Annotated in this window: 15 protein-coding genes and 1 tRNA gene; 4 read left to right on the forward strand and 12 right to left on the reverse strand. The window is 65.8% G+C overall.

Annotated elements, in window-relative coordinates:
• The first annotated feature begins 51 nt into the window (after positions 1-51).
• A complete protein-coding gene (gene nucS / locus G9C85_RS00710) occupies positions 52-819 on the forward strand; it encodes an endonuclease NucS (protein WP_166036252.1) in 768 nt (255 codons plus the stop codon).
• Between the two features lie 56 nt (positions 820-875).
• Here nucS and G9C85_RS00715 read toward each other — a convergent pair whose 3' ends face one another.
• Positions 876-1,652, reverse strand: a complete 777-nt coding sequence (locus G9C85_RS00715) for an ABC transporter permease (protein WP_166036253.1) — start codon at positions 1,650-1,652, stop codon at positions 876-878.
• Entirely contained in the window at positions 1,649-2,683 is a 1,035-nt protein-coding gene (locus tag G9C85_RS00720) for an ABC transporter ATP-binding protein (protein ID WP_166036254.1), read from the reverse strand. Before G9C85_RS00720 ends, G9C85_RS00715 begins: the two co-directional genes overlap by 4 nt.
• 189 nt (positions 2,684-2,872) lie before the next feature.
• Here G9C85_RS00720 and G9C85_RS00725 point away from each other — a divergent pair, with 189 nt between their 5' ends.
• Entirely contained in the window at positions 2,873-4,108 is a 1,236-nt protein-coding gene (locus tag G9C85_RS00725; protein WP_166036255.1) for an NAD(P)/FAD-dependent oxidoreductase, read from the forward strand.
• A 32-nt stretch (positions 4,109-4,140) separates the two neighbouring features.
• On the opposite strand, the gene G9C85_RS00730 is transcribed toward G9C85_RS00725, so the two are convergent.
• The 10 genes from G9C85_RS00730 to G9C85_RS00775 all read right to left on the reverse strand — a co-directional run bounded on the left by G9C85_RS00730 (position 4,141) and on the right by G9C85_RS00775 (position 16,335).
• Positions 4,141-5,892: a bacterio-opsin activator domain-containing protein gene (locus G9C85_RS00730; protein ID WP_166036256.1), complete on the reverse strand. Its 1,752-nt coding sequence runs from the start codon at positions 5,890-5,892 to the stop codon at positions 4,141-4,143.
• An 82-nt stretch (positions 5,893-5,974) separates the two neighbouring features.
• Entirely contained in the window at positions 5,975-6,745 is a 771-nt protein-coding gene (locus G9C85_RS00735) for a hypothetical protein (RefSeq protein ID WP_166036257.1), read from the reverse strand.
• Positions 6,742-7,302, reverse strand: a complete 561-nt coding sequence (locus tag G9C85_RS00740) for a hypothetical protein (protein WP_166036258.1) — start codon at positions 7,300-7,302, stop codon at positions 6,742-6,744. Before G9C85_RS00740 ends, G9C85_RS00735 begins: the two co-directional genes overlap by 4 nt.
• Positions 7,299-8,348, reverse strand: coding sequence for a hypothetical protein (locus tag G9C85_RS00745; protein ID WP_166036259.1), 1,050 nt, complete (start codon positions 8,346-8,348; stop codon positions 7,299-7,301). The genes G9C85_RS00740 and G9C85_RS00745 overlap by 4 nt, the downstream gene beginning before the upstream one ends.
• Entirely contained in the window at positions 8,342-8,962 is a 621-nt protein-coding gene (locus G9C85_RS00750) for a hypothetical protein (protein WP_166036260.1), read from the reverse strand. The genes G9C85_RS00745 and G9C85_RS00750 overlap by 7 nt, the downstream gene beginning before the upstream one ends.
• Positions 8,956-9,465, reverse strand: coding sequence for a hypothetical protein (locus G9C85_RS00755; RefSeq protein WP_166036261.1), 510 nt, complete (start codon positions 9,463-9,465; stop codon positions 8,956-8,958). The genes G9C85_RS00750 and G9C85_RS00755 overlap by 7 nt, the downstream gene beginning before the upstream one ends.
• A complete protein-coding gene (locus G9C85_RS00760; RefSeq protein ID WP_166036262.1) occupies positions 9,462-11,516 on the reverse strand; it encodes a type II secretion system F family protein in 2,055 nt (684 codons plus the stop codon). The genes G9C85_RS00755 and G9C85_RS00760 overlap by 4 nt, the downstream gene beginning before the upstream one ends.
• On the reverse strand, positions 11,513-15,385 hold the full coding sequence (locus G9C85_RS19170) for an ATPase, T2SS/T4P/T4SS family (protein ID WP_166036263.1): 3,873 nt from the start codon (positions 15,383-15,385) through the stop codon (positions 11,513-11,515). Before G9C85_RS19170 ends, G9C85_RS00760 begins: the two co-directional genes overlap by 4 nt.
• 538 nt (positions 15,386-15,923) lie before the next feature.
• Positions 15,924-15,996 (reverse strand) — tRNA-Arg (locus tag G9C85_RS00770).
• A 21-nt stretch (positions 15,997-16,017) separates the two neighbouring features.
• On the reverse strand, positions 16,018-16,335 hold the full coding sequence (locus G9C85_RS00775) for a twin-arginine translocase TatA/TatE family subunit (RefSeq protein ID WP_166036264.1): 318 nt from the start codon (positions 16,333-16,335) through the stop codon (positions 16,018-16,020).
• A 188-nt stretch (positions 16,336-16,523) separates the two neighbouring features.
• Here G9C85_RS00775 and G9C85_RS00780 point away from each other — a divergent pair, with 188 nt between their 5' ends.
• Both G9C85_RS00780 and G9C85_RS00785 read left to right on the forward strand, forming a co-directional pair.
• Positions 16,524-17,000 (forward strand): redoxin domain-containing protein, encoded by a 477-nt coding sequence (locus G9C85_RS00780; RefSeq protein ID WP_166036265.1) that lies wholly within the window; start codon positions 16,524-16,526, stop codon positions 16,998-17,000.
• A gap of 98 nt (positions 17,001-17,098) precedes the next feature.
• Positions 17,099-17,920: an HD domain-containing protein gene (locus tag G9C85_RS00785; protein ID WP_166036266.1), complete on the forward strand. Its 822-nt coding sequence runs from the start codon at positions 17,099-17,101 to the stop codon at positions 17,918-17,920.
• Positions 17,921-17,955 lie beyond the last annotated feature (35 nt).

The following is a 17,955-nucleotide window of genomic DNA, read 5'->3' on the forward strand; positions in this document are numbered from 1 at the left end:
CGCTCCCGCTAACGGATAGGCTTTTGTCGCCGCCTCGGGTACGGGGCGGTCGTGACTGTCGAACGCTTCGAGTCGCCGGACGCCGAGACGGTGGCGCGGGTCGTCGCCGCGGGCCTCCGGGAGGGCGCGGTCGTCTCCGTCGAGGCCGAGTGCGAGGTCGAGTACGACGGCCGCTCTGGCGGCTACCTCGGACCGGGAGACCGACTCGTCGTCTGCAAGCCCGACGGGACGCTGCTCGTGCATCGGCCGTCGGGCCACAAGCCCGTGAACTGGATGCCGAGTGGCGCGACGATCAAGGTCGACCCGGGCGAGAGCGACGACGACGCGCCGCTGCTGTACGCGCGCCGGTCGAACCCGAACGAGTTCCTGCGCGTCTACCTCCAGGACGTCTACTCGCTGTCTCGCTTCGACGCCGAGGACGCGGTCGACTATCAGGAGCGCGGAACGGAGGCGGAGATGCACGAGTACATCCAGGAGAACCCCGAGGACGCCTTGGAGGAAGGCATCCGGATCGTCGAGCACGAGCGCGAGACCCAGTACGGGTTCCTCGACTTCTTCGCGCAGGACGCTACTGGCGTGCCGGTCGTCGTCGAAGTGAAGCGTCGGCAGGCGACCCTGAATCACTTCGACCAGCTCAAGCGCTACATGGAGCTCTACCGCGAGTCAAACCCCGAGGTCCGGGGGATGCTCGTCGCACCGTCGACGAGCGATCGCGTGAAGCGCGCGCTCCGAGACAACGACATGGAGTTCGTGCGGCTCGCGGAGTTCGACGTCGAGACGCGCGAAGCGTCGGAGACGACGCTCACGGACTTCTCCTGATCGCGTTCACGGGTCGCCGACAGCGGTCGCTGGCCGGACGCGTCCGCCGAGTTCCGTCAGTCCGTCCGTGGAATTGCGAGCGCGCCGGCGGCGAGGAACCCGAGGGCGGCGACGGCGAGGACGCCGAGCGCGGCGAGCGGCCCGAGGTCGAGGACGACGGTGCCCGCGTCGGTCGACGCGGGCGCGATGGCCTGCCGGAGTCCCTGCGAGAAGTACGTGAGCGGGCTGAGGGCGACGATCGGGTGGAACCACTCGGGGAGGAGCGCCGGCTGGACGAACGTCTCCGAGAGGAACAGGAGCGGGAGGCCGATTGCGTTGCTCGCGGTGACCGCGCCGTCCTGGCTGTCCGCGAACGCGCCGAGGAGCGCGCCGACGCCACAGAAGCACGCGACTCCGACGGGAACGTAGACGAGCAGGAGCGGCGACAACGTGATGGTCGCCCCCGTCAGGGCGGTGGTGAGTGCGAGCACGAGCACGGTCGCGACGCCGATGATGCCCACGTTCACGAGCGTCTGTGCGAGCAGCCACTCCCAGCGCCGCAGCGGCGTGGTCGCGAGCTTCTCGAAGCGGTTGTGCTCGCGGTGGCGCGCGACCTCGCTCCCGACGCGCGACAGCGGTGTAAACAGGACGACGACCGCGACGTACCCGGGGACGTAGTACGACGCGGGCTTCGTGAACAGGCCCGCGCCGGCGGCGTCGGTCTGGACGAGTGCACCGAAGATGCCGACGAGGATGGCAGGGAAGAAGAACGTGAAGAACACGGCCACTCGCCGCCGGAGGAACGACCGCGCCGCCGCGGTCGACGCCGACCGGACCCGGCCGACGCGACTCACGTCGCGTCACCTCCCGGGACCGTGGCGGACGCGTCGTCGTCGGGTTCGGCCGCGCGTCGCGTAGGACCGCCTGCGCGCTCTCCTGCGACGCCGTCCAGCCGTCCGGCCTCGTACGGTTCGCCCGCGAGTTCGAGGTAGACGTCCTCCAGGTCGGGTTCGCGCCAGGACAGGCCGGTGTAGGGAACGCCCGCGTCGTCGAGCGCGTCGGCGACGGCGGCCACGTCACGCGCCTCGACGCCGCGAACGCGGACCTCGGTGCCGTGGCGGTCCGGGTCCAGTCTCGCGTCCGAGAGCGCGTCCATCGCTGTCGCGACCGGGTCCTCGCCGTCCGTCGACGTGGTCGCGCCCACGGTCACGGCGACGCTCGGTGCGCCCGCGTGTTCGGCGACGAGCGCGTCCGGCGCACCGACCGCGACCAGGTCGCCGTCTGCGAGCAACCCGACGCGGTCCGCGAGCCGCTGAGCCTCCCGCATGTCGTGGGTCGTCAGGACGACCGTCGTCCCGCCAGCGACCTGCTCCTCGATGCGGCTCCAGACCGTCCGTCGCCCGGCGGGGTCGATGCCCGTCGTCGGCTCGTCCAGGAAGAGCACGTCCGGGTCGTTCACGAGCGTGCTCCCCAGACAGACCCGCCGCTGCTCGCCGCCCGAGAGGTCGCCGTAGGACGTGTCCGCCGCCGCCGTCACCCCCACCGCCTCGAGCACGTCCGTCACGTTGCGCGCGTCGTCGTACAGGCCCGCGTAGTACGCCACCACCTCGCGTCCCGTGAGTCGCTCCGGCGGTGCGAACGACTGCGGGAGCACGCCGAGGCGCTCCGGGTCCGCGCGCCGGGGTACCGACCCGAGGAGCTCGACGGTCCCCGCGTCCGGCTCCGTCGTCCCCGTCAACGCCCGGACGAGCGTCGTCTTCCCCGCGCCGTTCGGTCCCACGAGCGCGAACACCTCGCCCTCGGCGACCGAGAGCGACACCCCATCGACCGCGACGACGTCCCCGTACGCCTTGCGGACGTCCCTCGCGACGAGCGCGTCAGTCATCGCCCATCGCTTCGGCGCGCGCCCGCTAATGCGTCCCGGTCTCGACCGGACGCCCCGTCACCGGTCGGATCCATCACCGGTCGGTTCCATTACCGGTCGGTACCGTCGCCGATCGGTTCCGTCGCCGTCCGGTCACGGTGTCGTTCCGACACCCGCCAGCATATGCCGCCGCGGTCCCAAGCCCTCTGCATGCGAGTGCTCGTCCTCGGCGCCGGGTACGCCGGTCTCACCCTCGCCCGGAAACTCGAACGCACCCTCCCCGACGATGTCGACCTCGTCGTCGTCGACGACACCGGCACGCACCTCGTCCAGCACGAAGTCCACCGCGTCGTCCGCAAACCCCGCGTCGCCGAACACATCACGCTCGACCTCGAGGACGTCCTCGAGTCCGCGACCATCCTCGAGGGCGAGGTCGTCGACGTCGATCCGGACGCGAACGAGGCCCACCTCGCCGACGGCACCGTGCTCGCCTACGACGCCGCCGCGGTCTGCCTCGGCAGCGAGACCGCGTACTACGACCTCCCCGGCGTCCGCGAGCACGCCATTCCCTGCAAGCGCGTCTCGCACGCCCGCCGGATCCGCGAATCGGTCCTCGACGCCATCGCGCTCGGCGGGCACGCCGTCGTCGGCGGCGCCGGCCTCTCCGGCATCCAGGTCGCCGGCGAACTCGCCGCCCTCCGCGACGAGCACGTAAACGCCGACACCGACGGCGAGGCCACCGTCGACGAAAACGCGGACGACGACGCGGACGACGCCAGTGGCGGAGGAAGCGACCTGTCGGTCACGCTCCTCGAGATGCAGGACGCAGTCGCGCCCGGGTTCCCCGAGCCCTTCCAGCGTGCGGTCCACGACGCACTCGAGGATGCCGACGTCGACGTCCGCACGAACGCGACCGTCGAACGCGCCACCGCCGACGCCGTCGAACTCGCTGGTGGCGACGCCATCGAGTACGACACGTTCGTCTGGACCGGCGGCATCGCCGGCACTCCAGCGACAGGTGGCGAGCGCGTCGACGCCCGCGCTGACCTCCGCGTCGGCGACAGCACGTTCGTCGTCGGCGACGCCGGAGAGGTCGTCGACGCCGACGGCGAAGCCGTCCCCGCGAGCGCCCAGTCCGCCATCCGCGAGGCCCGCGTCGCCGCGACGAACCTCCAGAAGCTCGTCGAGCACCGCCGGCAGAACGACCCGGGCGCGTTCGAGCCGACCCTCGAACGCTTCACCTTCAGTTCGCCAGGCTGGCTCGTCTCCGTCGGGAACGACGCCGTCGCACAGGTCGGCCCGACCGTCCTCACCGGCCGCGCCGCCGTCGCACTCAAAGCCAGCGTCGGCGCCGGCTACCTCTCCGGGATCGGCGACCTCCGGAACGCCACCAACCTCGTCAACGACGAACTCGGCCTCGACCCCGGCACCGACGACGCACCCTGACCGCGAACGCGCGACCGCTCGCCAGAGGTGTCCTACGCGTCCTCGTCGACCTCCGTCATGAACGCCTGCAGGAGCTTTCGTTCGCCCGCCCGCAGGTGCTCGTGGAGCGTCGGCGAGGAGATGTCCATCGCTGCCGCGACCTCCTCGGCCGTCGACTCGCGCGGCCACTCGTAGTACCCGGCGGAGAACGCGGTCTCCATCGCCATCTGCTGGCGTTCGGTCAACCGATCCTCGAGGTCCTTCCGGAACGACTCGTCGGACTGCACCGACCGCTCCACGCGCCGCTTCGAGAGCACGGACGTCTCCGGGTACGCGCTCTCCACGGCACGCGCGAGCGCCTTCAAGTCCGCGTCGGGCGCGACCTCCGCGACGAGCCGCCCCTCGCCCTGCTCGACGCGGAACGTCTTCACCGTCGCCCCCGCCGACGCCAGCGTGTTGACCGCCGACTCCGGAACAGTCACCTCCAGCAGCGACGGGTCGCCTTCCGTCACGAGCCGCACGTCCGCCACGTCGTCGTGCGTCGTCGCCGCCTCCAGGAACGACTCCCCGGAGACGTTCGCCGCCTCCACGTACACCGTCAGCGACGAATCGCTCGTCGACGCGACGCCCTTCAGGTTCGTCGTCGCACCCGTCGTCGCCGACAGGTCCACGAACGGATCAGAGCGATCCGTGTGCCGGAACTCCAGCTCGACGATCGTGTCCGCCAGCAGGAGCTGGCGTTGCTCGACGGAGTTGATGCCGTTCCCGATGCGCTCGCCGAGCTCCCCGAACACCGACAGCTCCTGTTCGCCGAACGCCTCCTCGCGCTCGGAGTACACGAGCAACGCCCCGTACGTCTTCTCCCGGTACGAGAGCGGCGCGATCACGACCGACGCCGACTCGCCGACGTCACCGTCGCCGAACACCGCCGAGCGATGCGCCTCCGAGAGCGACTCGACGACCGTCACCTCGTTCGCCGTCACTGCGTCCTTCACGCGCGTCCCGACCTCGCTCACGCCCGCGGACTCCTCGGCTACCCGCTCGACGTCCGTCCCCGCACCGACTCGCGGGTCGAAGTGATCGGTGCGCTCGTTGTACTCCGTGATCCACGCCATCGAGTACGCCGCCGACTCCGCGAGCGACGCACACACCTCGGACTCGATCTCCTCGCGGCTCTCGGCGTCCACGAGCACGCGATCGACCTCGCGGATGACCGTATTGATGTGCGTCAACCGCTCCAGTTGCTCCTCGCGGCGCTCGATCACCGGCTCGTACGCCTCGTACTGCTCGGTGATTTCGTCGCGCAACGCCGCGAGCTCGTCGGCGTCCCGGAGCTCTTCGGCGTCCCGTTCGGCGAGCGCTTCTTCGGTCGAACTCATCGCGAAGTACTCGCGGACGTCCGCGTCGAACGACGACCGCGCGAGCATCTCGTCGACCGCCTCCAGGATGTCGTCCTGGGACACCGGCTTCACGAGGTAGTCGTCGAACGGCATGTCGACGATGTCCGTGTCCGGCGCGACCGCGGTCATCATCGCCACCGGGACGTCGTACCCGCGCTCGCGGAACGCCTCCAGGACCTCGTCGCCCGAGAGCGTCGGCATCCGCCGGTCGAGCAGAATCGCGTCCACGGACTCGTCCATCTGCTCGAGGGCGTCCTCGCCGCTGTTCGCGACGCGAGCCTCGTACTGGCCGGCGTCGAGCCAGTACACGCACGTCTCCGCGAGGTCCTCGTCGTCGTCGACGACGAGGACGACCGGCGCGTCCTCCCGCGTGGCGTTGCGCTCGCCGCTCGCGTTGGTGCTCATTGCGGTGGTATTCCAGCCATCCCCGCAAAAGGAAATCCCCTAATATCTTAGGCCGACCCTGCGGTCGTGGAAGCGATTCGCGCTACGGCGTGTCGTACGTGACCTCGATCACGACCAAGCGAACGACGACGCGCTCCGTATTGCAACTCGCCTCCACGCTGTTCGACCCAGTCGTGCTGGCGCCCCACCCTTGCTCGTCGAGCGTCCGCTCCCACGCCGGTGCGTAATCCGTCCCCGTCACGTCGAACTTGACGGTATTGTCTGCGGGACCGTTCGAATCGGTGAACAACAACCTCGTCTCCTGCTCGGCCATGCTCACCTCGACGTTTCCGTCCGCGCCGATCCGACCGTCAGGGGACTCTATCTTCACGAGCGAGACGATCGCGCGGTCGCTCGTGCACGTCACCGTCGGCCGCACGACCGTCACCGACGCCGACCCGTCGCGACGGAACACGCCACCCGACTCGTACGCCACCGCCGTATCGTCCACCGAGTACTCGAGCGACCCGGTCACGTTCGGTCCAACGCTACCTGACGCGTCCCTCGTCACAGTCGTCCCGTCGACTATTACCTCGATCGCCGTCAAGTCCGTCGCCCCCAACTGGCCGCCACCGAGGTTCAGCGACCCGCCACGCCGCGACGCCTCGCCCTTCTCGATGTCCGACAGACTCAACGACAACGCCTCCATCGCCCGCTCGGCGTTGGCCTTCTGCTCGCCCTCGCTCACCTGCTTGATCGACGAGAATCCCGTCCCGTACACGAGCGCGACCGACGTGATGATGATCGAGAACACCATGATGAACGCCAGCACGTCGCTCACCGCACGGTCGTCCCGTCGGAACGGACCGCTCATCGCTGCACCTCCGGCATCGGCGCCAGCGACGGGGACGACGGGTCGTTGGAGAGCGTCAACTCAAGGGTGCCACCGGATTCCTCTACGATAATATAAAAGGACCCACCGTTCACGTCCGGCAACGGCGTCTGGAGCTCTATGTTGGGATCGATCGGAACGAAGACCTCGTCGGTATCACCGGACGTGGAAAGAACGAGGCACTGCTCTTCGCTTGGCATCGGTGCAGCCTGCCCCGGTACGTCGCAGTTCGCGTCACCCTCTCGAATTTCCACCCGATAGTTGTCGCCTGCGACGTAATCTGGATGGCTCACACGAACCACGACTTTACCGGACGACCCTGCCTCCCCGCTGTAATACGTCGACGACATCTCCGTCGCCATGCGATTCCCGATCGTGCGGAGCTCAGACTTCGTCGCACGATCTTTCTCGGTCTCCAGCAGCCCGCTCCCACCGACGAGTAGCCCCGTGATGAGGATCGTCGTGATGCCGATGGTCAGGACGTGCGTCACCGCGATCGAAACCGCGCGCTCGTCAGCGTGGAAGGTTGAATCTCTCATCGTGATCGATTATACACCTCGATTTCGTACGACTCGGTAAACGTCACCGACCCCGACCCATATGTCATCTCGAATTCGACCGACCATGCGACGTGAGTATAATACGGTGTCTCGTCACCGGTTAGGAGACCACCGCCGAGCGTCGTGGGATCGAAGACGTCACTTCCGACGTTTCCGTCGTCGTCGACTACGAGTCCGTACTGCCCGGCTGCTTTCGTACCGTTAAAGAAATCGATACTACGTTCCTCTGATCGCTGAACCGCGGTATTCACATCCAACTCATCGGAACACGATGGGTATCCGTCGATGACTCCGTTCTCAAAGTCTATCGTTACGGTATCGTTGTCAGCCGATCCCGGGAGCACACAGGCCTCGGAAGCATCCCAGGCGACTTTGGGGTTCGACCGGTTTGCGACGGGCTGTACGACGACATCGTCGTCTGGGCCCGTTCCCGTTCTGTAAATCCAGACGGTGTAAGTCCCTGATGACTCTGAAGAATCCCAAACGATGCGGAACGGATCTCCACCTACACCACGCGGTCCATCGAGTGAATCTACCCGAAACGTCGTCTCGAACGCTCTAGTCCTCGCGTCATTCGTCGCGAGGGTCCAATTCCTGTCCGCGTCGATCGCCGATTCATCATCGAACGCTGAGCCGTCACGATGCTGGACGTACGCGCCCATCTGGGTGACCTCATCGACCTGGAGCGATACCATCGTCGGTCTTGAGTTCCCGGTGACGTTCGCCAGTCCGCTCGAATACGCTGATACGTTCCCCTCGATTGCGTCCTCGAGCGCGTCATCGTTGGTCCAGTTGTTACCCGTTCCGATACGGTCGACTAGCCGTTGCGTTCCGAGTCTTGCCTCGCGATTCATTTGCTGGGCCTCTCGAGGCTCGTTCACCGCGCCCGACGACGCGACGTTCTCCGTGTACAGGACCGTGTTGAAGACGACAGCGAGCCCGAGGACGATGAACGCAATCGCGACCGCACCGACGAGGATGAGTTGCGCGCGCTCCGAGTGCTCGTCAAACGCGGATCCTACCATACGATCACCTTCACGACCACAACGTTGTACACCGGACTGTCGTCGTAGGCGTCCGGGATCGGGTAATTACAGTCGGACTCCGCTTCGCACTCCGCGAGCGTCCTGTCGTCGTCGGCGGTCAACCGTTGATCGTCGTACAAGGTAATCGTGTACGAGGCCACCACGCCGCTCTCCGTCGAGAATCCGTTCCGGACCATTACCAGATTCCCACCCTGGGGAGCTCCAGTCGTGTTTTGGTAGGTTAGAATGACGTTGTACCCGTTCTTGTCTTCGAAGGTATCTTCGAGGAGCACGAACAAACCTCTCGGCGCAGACTTTGGAGGAATATCGCTGCTGTATCCGAGACTTCTACCATCGGAGGCGTTGAACTGACCGGGGCTCGTTGACGTATCCCAATACCGGATCATCTTCGAGAGGTTCCCCGACTCCGCGCTCAACGTCAGCATGTCGTTGGCTTCGATGCGGACTTGATCCCTGGCGTCGCGGTCGACCGTCCCTGCCGTCGTCGGCGTGATGACGACCGACTGGAGCGCGAACAGCACCGCGGTCAGTATCAGTATCGACCCGATGAATCCCTCGAGCGTGTACGCTTGCGCGCGATCGTCGCTCACCATACTCTCACCACCAGCAAGCAGCCGGTTCGACAGCCATCGACGTCCATGCGGACCACTCTCGTCGTCGACGCCGCCGCCTGGTTCTGCGGATAATCGTCACCCGCAACGAGTCGATACCCGGGATCACTCCCGGTTAGATCCGCCTTCACGATATCACCATTTCGCCGTTGAATCGTGATGTTCACTTGCGCAGTAGACCGCAGTCCGAACTCGGCGCGGAGATCACTGCCACCTTCGCCAATGAGGCCGTCTATCGACTCATTGTCCAGCGTTCGCGAACTCCCGTCGACGGCATTCGTATCGATGATCGTCGACGCGACCCGGTCAGACTTCGCGGGGATCGCGTCCGTCACGGGCGACCCGAACGGCGTCACCGTCGCCGGGACGAACGCGAACGTGAACGTCACCGTCAGCAGGAACACGCTGATGCCCGTCGCGAAGTCCTGGGTCGTCTGCCCGCGATCCCGGCCGCGGAGGCCGGTGAGGTCTCGCCCCGACATCATCCTCCGCCCACCGCCGCCCAGACGACGAGCGCGATCGTCTGCAGCACGAGCACGAACTTCAGGCCGCTCGTGATGTCCGCGTCGCGGATGTAGCCCGCGATGAACCCCGAGAGGATGGCCTGCATCGTGACCGCGTGGAAGAACAGCATCGAGAGCAGTGAGACGTTGATACTGCTCCCCAGGCCCGCCGCTCCGCCGCCGGCCGCAGCACCGCCGCCGCCACCGGACGAGTTCCCGGTCACGCCCTGGAGCGTGTCCAGGAACTGCGTCTTCAGGATCGCCATCACGGCGAGCAGGGTCAGGTACGTCATGATGATGATGACGACCTGCATCCGCGTCCGGGACTTGCGCTCGCGCTCGATGTCGTCCTGATTCTCGGACGCCTGCGCCGCCGTCGACAGGACGTCAGTGATCTGGCTCGACGCCTCCTGGGCCTTCGAGATGAGCTTCACCGTCCGCGCCATCCGCGGCATGTGGTACTTGTTGTTGAACTCGACGAGTGCGTCCTTCAGGCTCATCCCGTAGTTCACTTTCGCGTGCATCGTGTCGAACTCCGTCGCGAGCTTCCCGCTCGTCGTATCCGACACCGTCTTGAACGACTCCAGGAGCGTCAGCCCGGTGTCGTTCGCACTCGAGAGCTTCCGGAGGTTGTCCGAGATGTTCGACACGATCGCCTTCCGCGAGCGAACGTTCCACTCGCGGAACACCGCGAACGGCAGGAAGATCAGGTACGACGGCACGTACACGTACATGAACGTCCCCCAGACGGGCGCGTTCTGCATGCCCTCCCAGCTCGTCGGCATCGATCCCGTTAGCGCCGCGAGGACGAGGATGGCGATCGCGAGCGGAACCGTAATCACGGCGGTATACGAGGGGTGCTCGCGGAAGAACAGGTGCGGTGCCTTCAGGACGCGCACGGTCTCGTAGGTCCCTTCCTTGTTCTTGATGCGCTCGAACATCGACCCGCGGTCCGCGTACTGCTCGATCAGGCCGAGGTTCAGGAGCCCCGAGTTCTGCTCCTGGAGGAGGCGTTCGTCCGCGTCGCTCGGCAGGAGGTAGCCGTCGCCGGGTTCGTCCTCCTTCACCGTGGACACCAGCACGAGGAATCCCAGGCCCGTCAGGGGGATGAGGCCGTACACGGTCCCGTACAGCATCGTCACCTGTGCCTCCCCGAGCATCTGCATGATGACGAGGATGATGATGAGGAGGAGCGGGAACAGCGAGAGCGTCATGTACATCTCGCCGAACAACTCCAGGGTCTCCAGCGTGAGCTCCTGCTGCTGTTTCGCAGTCCGCATGTGTTTCTCCTTCTTGTCGTAGAGGAATCCCTCCATGTCACCGCCAGAGTTTACGATCGAGAGCATGTCCGTCAGGAACTGTGCCAGTTCGTCGCTCGGCGTCTCCATCGCCTGATTCCGTATCGCGGTCCGGTAGTCGGTGTCGAAGTACTCGGTCTCCTGAACGATGCTCTGGAACTCCTTTGCGACTTCGCCGTACGTGTCTTCCGCGGCCGCCATCGCCTCCAGGATTTCGAGTTGGTTCAGGCCGCCGACGGACAGCGCGTACATGAACGATACCGCGTCCGTGAGGAGCATGTTGATCTCGCGGTTCCGCGAGGACGCCTGCGAGTACGGCACTGCGACGAGCGCGCCGAACCCGAGCGCGAACCCGATCGCGCCCAGGAAGACGCCGCTCGAGAGGATGAGCGCCGGGACCTTGATCAGGTTGATGAAGTCCACGAGCGCCGGGTTCGAGATGCCGATCCCGGTCAGGCTCTCCGTGGACGTGACGAGGAACGTGAACACGAGGTACCCGATGAGCATCCCCATCAGCCAGAGGATGCCGCCCGCGAGCACGCCGATGGCGAGCGCGCGCGAGAGGTACATCTCGACGGTGTCCGTCATCCTCGCTTGGGCGAGTTTCGTCTCCACGTCCGCGACGAAGTCAGAGTCGTCCGCGAACAGCCGCTCGTAGAGCGGGTAGAACGTGTCCCCGAGGGAGTCGTTTCCCGCGTCGAACCCACCGTCTTGATCCGTCGTTTGCAGGCTCATTCCTCGTCACCGTCGGTCGACCCGGACGCTGACTCCTCGTCGTTCGAATCTTCGCCGTCCTGCTCCTCACCGCTCGACTCCTCGCCGATCGATTCCGATCCGTCGCCGTCGTCGAAGACGCCGCCGCCCCCGCCGCCGAACACGGAGTCTTCGTCCGTCGCCGAGTCGGCGTCCCGACGCTGGGCGTCCTCGCCACCGAAGACGCTGTCGTCGTCGCCGTCGTCGAACACCGAACCGTCGCTCTCTCCGAAGATGGATTCGTCCTCGCTCTCGTCGAAGAACGGTTCGTCGTCGTCGCCGAAGAACGCGTCGTCCCCATCGTCCTCGACGGCCGCCCCGGTCGTCTCCTCGTCCTCGCCGAAGATGACGTCGTCCGGCTCGTCCGCCGACGCTTCGGCAGGTGTCGTCTCCGTACTCCCTGCATCGGCCGGCGACGTGGGGCCGTCGGAGGCGTCGGTGTCACCGCCGGAGTCCGCCGATTCGACGTCACTCCGGTCACCTGACGTCCCTACAGTCCCGTCCGCGTCCGCGTCGCTCCCGTCTTCGTCCGCTTCGGGCTGGTCCTCGTTCGCTTCAGTCCCCTTCTCGTCCTCTCCTTCGGTGGCGTCCGTCTCGTCGGTCAACGAGGGGAACTCCGCATCGATGTCGCCCGCATCGTCCTCCGGGCCAGACCCGTCCTCTCCGAACTCCCCAGCGTCCCCTTCGAACGCCCCAGCGTCCCCATCGAAGGCGGACTCGTCGGCCTCGAATGCCGCACCGTCCTCACCGAACGCCACGCCGTCGTCTTCAGCCGTCACACCTGCTTCCGGCTCGACGGAGTCGGAGTCGCCGACCGTCGGATCGCCAGCGTCCGTCGCGTCTGACGGCTCTGTGTGGGCGTCCCCGCCCATCTCCTGTCCGGACCGACCCGACTCCAGCTCCGGCGTCCCCGCTGGCGGCGCGTCCACGTCCGCCGCGTCCGGCGACGCCGACTCCTCGCCGGACTCCGACGACCCACGGAAGGGGTTCGCGTCACCATCGTCTTCGCCGAACGAGAATCCGCCGCCGTCGTCACTCAACCACGACGGCCCCTCCGCGTCGTCGCTCTCCCCGAACGAGAAGTCGTCGTCGCCGCCGTCGTCGCCCCCACCGAGCATGAACCCGTCCTCGTCCACGTCGTCGAGCGAACTCCCGAAGTCGAACGCTTCGTCGTCCGACTCCACCGCCTCCTCCACGTCAACGTCCTCCTCGACCGACACCCCACTGAGCGCGCTCGCCAGCCCGCTCGGGATCTTCCCCCGGTACTCTTCGAACATCGACTCCTCCGCGCGCTCGAGGATGTCCTGCGCGAGGTTGTACGTCTCGTCGTCCGGATCCGGCCGCGGCACAAGTTCCTCGTCCTCAGGGTCGACGTCGATCAGGACCGACTCCATCTCGCGGAGGTCCTGCAGGCTCTCCTCCAGCTGGCCGTTCGCGATCAACGTCAGGATCGTCTCCGGGTCGTTGATGAACGCCTGCACCGTCGCCGCCACCTGCGCGTACTCGTTCAACCCAGTCTTGATGATGTACGCCAGGATGACGCGGCGCTTGAACAGCTCTTCCTCCAGCTTCTCCTGACCCCACCCGCGGTCGAACTTGATCTCGTCCAGCGTGTTCGAGTCCCCCATCTTCAGGAACTCGTCGGTCTCTGCCTGCCACTGGTAGACGTCCTGGACGTTGATCTCGTCGTTCTCCGCGTCGTAGTGATTGATCTCGGTGATGTTCCGGTTCCGACGGACCTTGTGCCCGCCGACGCGCGTCTGCGTCTGGATCGAGACGAGGTCGAGCGCGGTGAACATCGTCTTCGAGACGTTGATCGGGTCGGTCGTGAACCGCTTCAGGACCTCGCCGACGGAGTCCGCGTGGAACGTCGTGTACGTCGTGTGCCCCGTCGACATGACCTGGAACAGCGTCCGACCCTCCTCCCCACGGATCTCGCCCATCACGATGTAGTCCGGCCGTTGCCGGAGTGCGGCCTCCAGCAGGTCGAACTCGTCGACGTCGCCCTGGCTGTCCTCGCTGAACGACGGCCGCGTGACGCTCGCGATCCAGTTCCGCTGGGGCAACTCGACCTCGCGCGTGTCCTCGATCGAGACGATCTTCCCGTTCGACGGGATGAAAAGCGAGATCGCGTTCAGGCTCGTCGTCTTCCCGGACGCCGTCCCACCCGCGAAGATGAGGCTCTTGTGGTTCTCGATGCACAGCCAGAGGAACGCCATCTCGTCGAGACTGAACGTGTTCCAGTTGATGAGGTCGACCGGCGTGAACGGCACGTCGTTGAACTGACGGATGGTATAGTTCGTCCCGTGATCCGACACTTCCTTCCCGAGCGTGAGTTGCGCACGCGAGCCGTCCGGGAGCGTCGCGTCGACCTGCGGCCGACGCTTCGAGATGCCCTTCCCGGACCGTTGGGCGAGTTTGACGACGAAGTCGTCGAGCTCCCGTTCGCCGTGATAGATGTTCGTGATGATCTGCTCGTACTCGCCGTGGTAGACGAAGATCGGCGAGTTGTGGCCGTTACACGAGATGTCCTCGACGTTGATGTCGTGCTTGATCGGGTCGATGCGCTCGTACCCGATGAAGTCCCGCTTCAGGAAGTACAGGAGCTTCTCGACCTGGTACTCGTTCAGCGTCTCCGCGTCCTCCCCGAGCACGGCCGGTTCGGGGCGAGCCGCGATGCCATCGAGCTCGCGCCCGAATCCCTCCGCGTCGTCGTCGGCGCCGGTCTCGAGCGCGCCGTCGCCCGCCGCTTCCGCGGTCCCGAAGAACCGCTGGATGCTCTCCGTGATGCTCTGCGTGCCGGACGCCGCGCCCGCCGAGTCCGACGTCGCGGGCGTCCCCTCGAAGAGGTCGTAGCGCTTCAAGAGCCGCTTGGTCTCGCGGTCGATCACGTCGCGACGAGCGTCCTCGTCCTTCTCTACCGCGACGTCCTCGTCGGAGTACTTGATCGCCGTCCGAAGCTTCCCGGTCATGAACTCCTCGAGGTCGTCCTCGATCTGGTTCATGTACGGCTGGACGACGTAGTACTTCACCTCGTTCTCCTTCTCGGAGAGGAAGATAATGACGAACGCGTAGGGCTTGTTCACCCAGTAGCGCTCCTCCTCGCGAAAGTGGGTCTTCTTCTCCAGCGGGACGGACTTCTCGAGGTCGTACCGGTTCACGACCGTCGTGTTCCCGCCCGGGTCGGAGAAGAACTCGTCCTCGTCGACGTCCTCCTTGACGTTCACGGTGCGTTCCTCGACGACGTCCGCGAGTTCCTGCGCGAAGTCGTCGCCCTGACTGAGCACGCCCTCGACCTCGTCGTCCTCGAAGCTCAAGTGGTCGGTCTCGTCGAACTGGACCTTCTCGCCGTTGCCGTCGGTCGGACACGAGCCGTCGTCCTCGTAGTAGTACTGCCACTTGAAGTGCTCCCACGTCCACTCGTCCTTGACGACGGGCGTGGTCTCGGGGTCGACGGCGTCAGTGAACTGGTTCCAGAGCCACTTCGCGCCGGGCGCGACGTCCTCCGTGATGTGCTCGGCGAGGTCGTCTGGGTGAACTCCGAGGTACGTCTCCGGGTCGAAGTCGACGCGATCCCAGTCGCCGTCTTCCGGAACGGTCTGTACCGTGCCCTCTTGGGTGCCCAAGCCCATCCGACTCGAGTCCTCGCTCGTCGAGTCTTCGACGTTCCGGTAGAGTGTCGATACCTCGTCCTCGTATCCGAACTCCCGCATGAATTCCCGCCACGTGTACTCGCCAACCCGAACCGTCGAACCGTCGGTCGGGCCATCGGACGTCGACTCGTCCGACGCCCCAGAATCGCCCCCATCGAGACCGTCTTGCCCCGTCTGGTCGGCGTCGTTGATAGCCATTGCCTACCCCTTTACGCGTGCCAGCAAAAAACCTTCCACCGATTATCACTACTGATACTGCCCGTTCGATCCAGTCAGCTGCTTGTCTAATCTTCGCTCTATCACCGCCCCTTACAGCGATTCAATCAGAAACGCCCTCGTTACGGGTCAATTTTATTCCACTCATTAATACAGAATATAAATCCCGGTTTGTACCGGGATGGGGTGGTCAAGATCGCGCTCCGCTCCGACCGGCCGGTAAGCCCACCATACGACGATTCGTCACGCCACGAAACGGAGCACCGCCACCACAGGCACCTCGAAGTACAAACCACCCGTCTGTTCGTACCGGAGCAGCGGGCGTGACGGGAGTCCCGCGAGCGAACGCAGTGAGCGAGTGGGACTCAGGAACGCGCGCTACCCGACCATCGGGAGGGTAGCGGGCGTGACGGGATTCGAACCGAAGTGAGACGGTCAGCCTCGCTTCGCTCGGCTGCTGCGACTCACAGGATTCGAACCCCGCTTCCCGTGACGCTCCTCACCTTCGTTCGTGGCGACACGGGCGCGGCGGGGTTCGAACCCGCGATCGGGGGGTTAGGAACCTCCCGCCCTATCCGCTAGGCCACACGCCCGCGAGGGACGTGAGTGGAGAATTAGCTGGAGTCCGCGGACGCGTCGGTCGACGTCTCCGTTGCCGTGTCCGTCGACGTTTCCGTCGCCGTGTCCGTGGACGCGTCGGTCGAGTCGTCGAACGCGCTGTCTTCCGTGCTGGACGGTCCGTCTCGCATTTCCTGGAGTTCGTCTTCGACTTCCTCGCGGCCCTTCTGGAACTCACCCATCGCTTCGCCCGTCGAGCGGGCGAGCTTGGGGATCTTGTTCGCGCCGAACAGCAGGACTGCGATGAGGAAAACGATGACCAGTTCCGGGCCACCGAGCCCCCCAATGAACGTCGGGACGGTTTCGAGTGCCATCTCTACCTCACGCTTACCCGACGCCGAATATAGGCTTTTTGCTCGTTGCGCCTCCGTTAACCAACTGCTCCAGTTTAGATATCACTACTGGGCGGCCGGTGCATCGTGGAACCGAAACCCCTGGCGGAGGTCGGCCCGGTCGCCGGAAACCGAACGCGTATCCGGCCCCCGTCCCAAGCCGGCGCCACATGATCACGGAAGGGGACGACGCGCCCGCGTTCACCGCACCGCTCGCGAACGGGAACGTCGAGTCGATCACGCTCTCGGACGCCCTCGAGGACGCACCGGTCGTGTTCGCGTTCTTCCCGGGCGCGTTCACGAGCGTCTGCACGGCAGAGATGTGCACGTTCCGCGACCGCCTGAGTGCCTTCGCCGAGGTCGACGCGACGGTGTACGGGGTCAGCACCGACTCGCCGTTCGCGCTCAACGAGTTCCGCGACCAGAACGACCTCCCGTTCGGCCTGATCAGCGACTTCGAGAAGGAACTCGTCGAGAGGTACGACGTCCGAACGAGCTTCCACGACGTCGGCGTCCACGGGCTCGCCAAACGCGCCGTGTTCGTCGTCGACGCCGACGGGACGGTGACGTACGTGTGGGTGAGCGACGACCCCGGCGTGGAACCGGACTACGACGAGGTGGCGGCCGCCGCAGCCGACGCCGCCTAGCGGGTGTCGCCCAAGTCGTCGACGCCGACGCCGGGGCGATGCGAAGCAGTCGCACGCCGACCGAGGGTTCTTCTTAGCGGGGCCTGCAAGGTCGAGGTATGAGCGACGTGGAAGCCGATACCGATGAATCCAGCGGGCGCGTTTACTCGCCGAAGGCCGAGCACTCGTTCCCGGACGAGAAGCTGAACGCGGTCCTGGAGTTCGTGGAGAACGACCCCGAGATCCAGACGTATCTGGAGGCACAGAACGTCAACGCCGTGGCCAGGAAGGGCTACAACGACCACGGTTCGAAGCACATCTCTATCGTCCGTCATCGCGCGCTCTGCCTCTACGACCTCCTGAAGCGCGCGGGCGTCGAGTTCAACGGCGCCACCCAGCAGGGGCTCGAGGAGGCAGACGAGGCGGTGATCGTTGCGCTCGCCGCCACCCTCCACGACATCGGGCACGTCGTGCACCGCGACGACCACTCGTACTACTCGATCCCGCTCGCGTCCGACGAACTCGACCGCATCCTCCCCGAGTTCTACACGAAGCCGGAGTGCGTGCGCGTCAAAGGCGAGGTCCTGCACGCCATCCTCTGCCATCACACCGAGGAGATCCCGCTAACGAAGGAGGCGGGCGTGGTGCGGATCGCGGACGGCCTGGACATGGAGAGCGGTCGGTCGCGGATGCCCTACGAGCGCGGCGGACGCGGCATCAACACGATCTCGAGTCAGGCGATCGAGAACGTCGCGCTCTCGGAGGGCGACGACCACGCGGTCCTCGTCGAGATCGAGATGAACTCCGCGGCCGGCGTCTACCAGGTCGACAACCTCCTGAAGGCCAAGCTCCAGGGGTCGATGCTCGAGAGCGACATCCGCATCGTCGCCGTCCAGGCGACGAGCAACGGCGACGAACTCGTCGAACGCATCGAGCTCTGAGCTGGCTCTCCCGGCGACGGCGTGGGCCGCCGCGA

The sequence above is a fragment of the Halorubellus sp. JP-L1 genome, assembly GCF_011440375.1.
Classification (GTDB): Archaea; Halobacteriota; Halobacteria; order Halobacteriales; family Natrialbaceae; genus Halorubellus.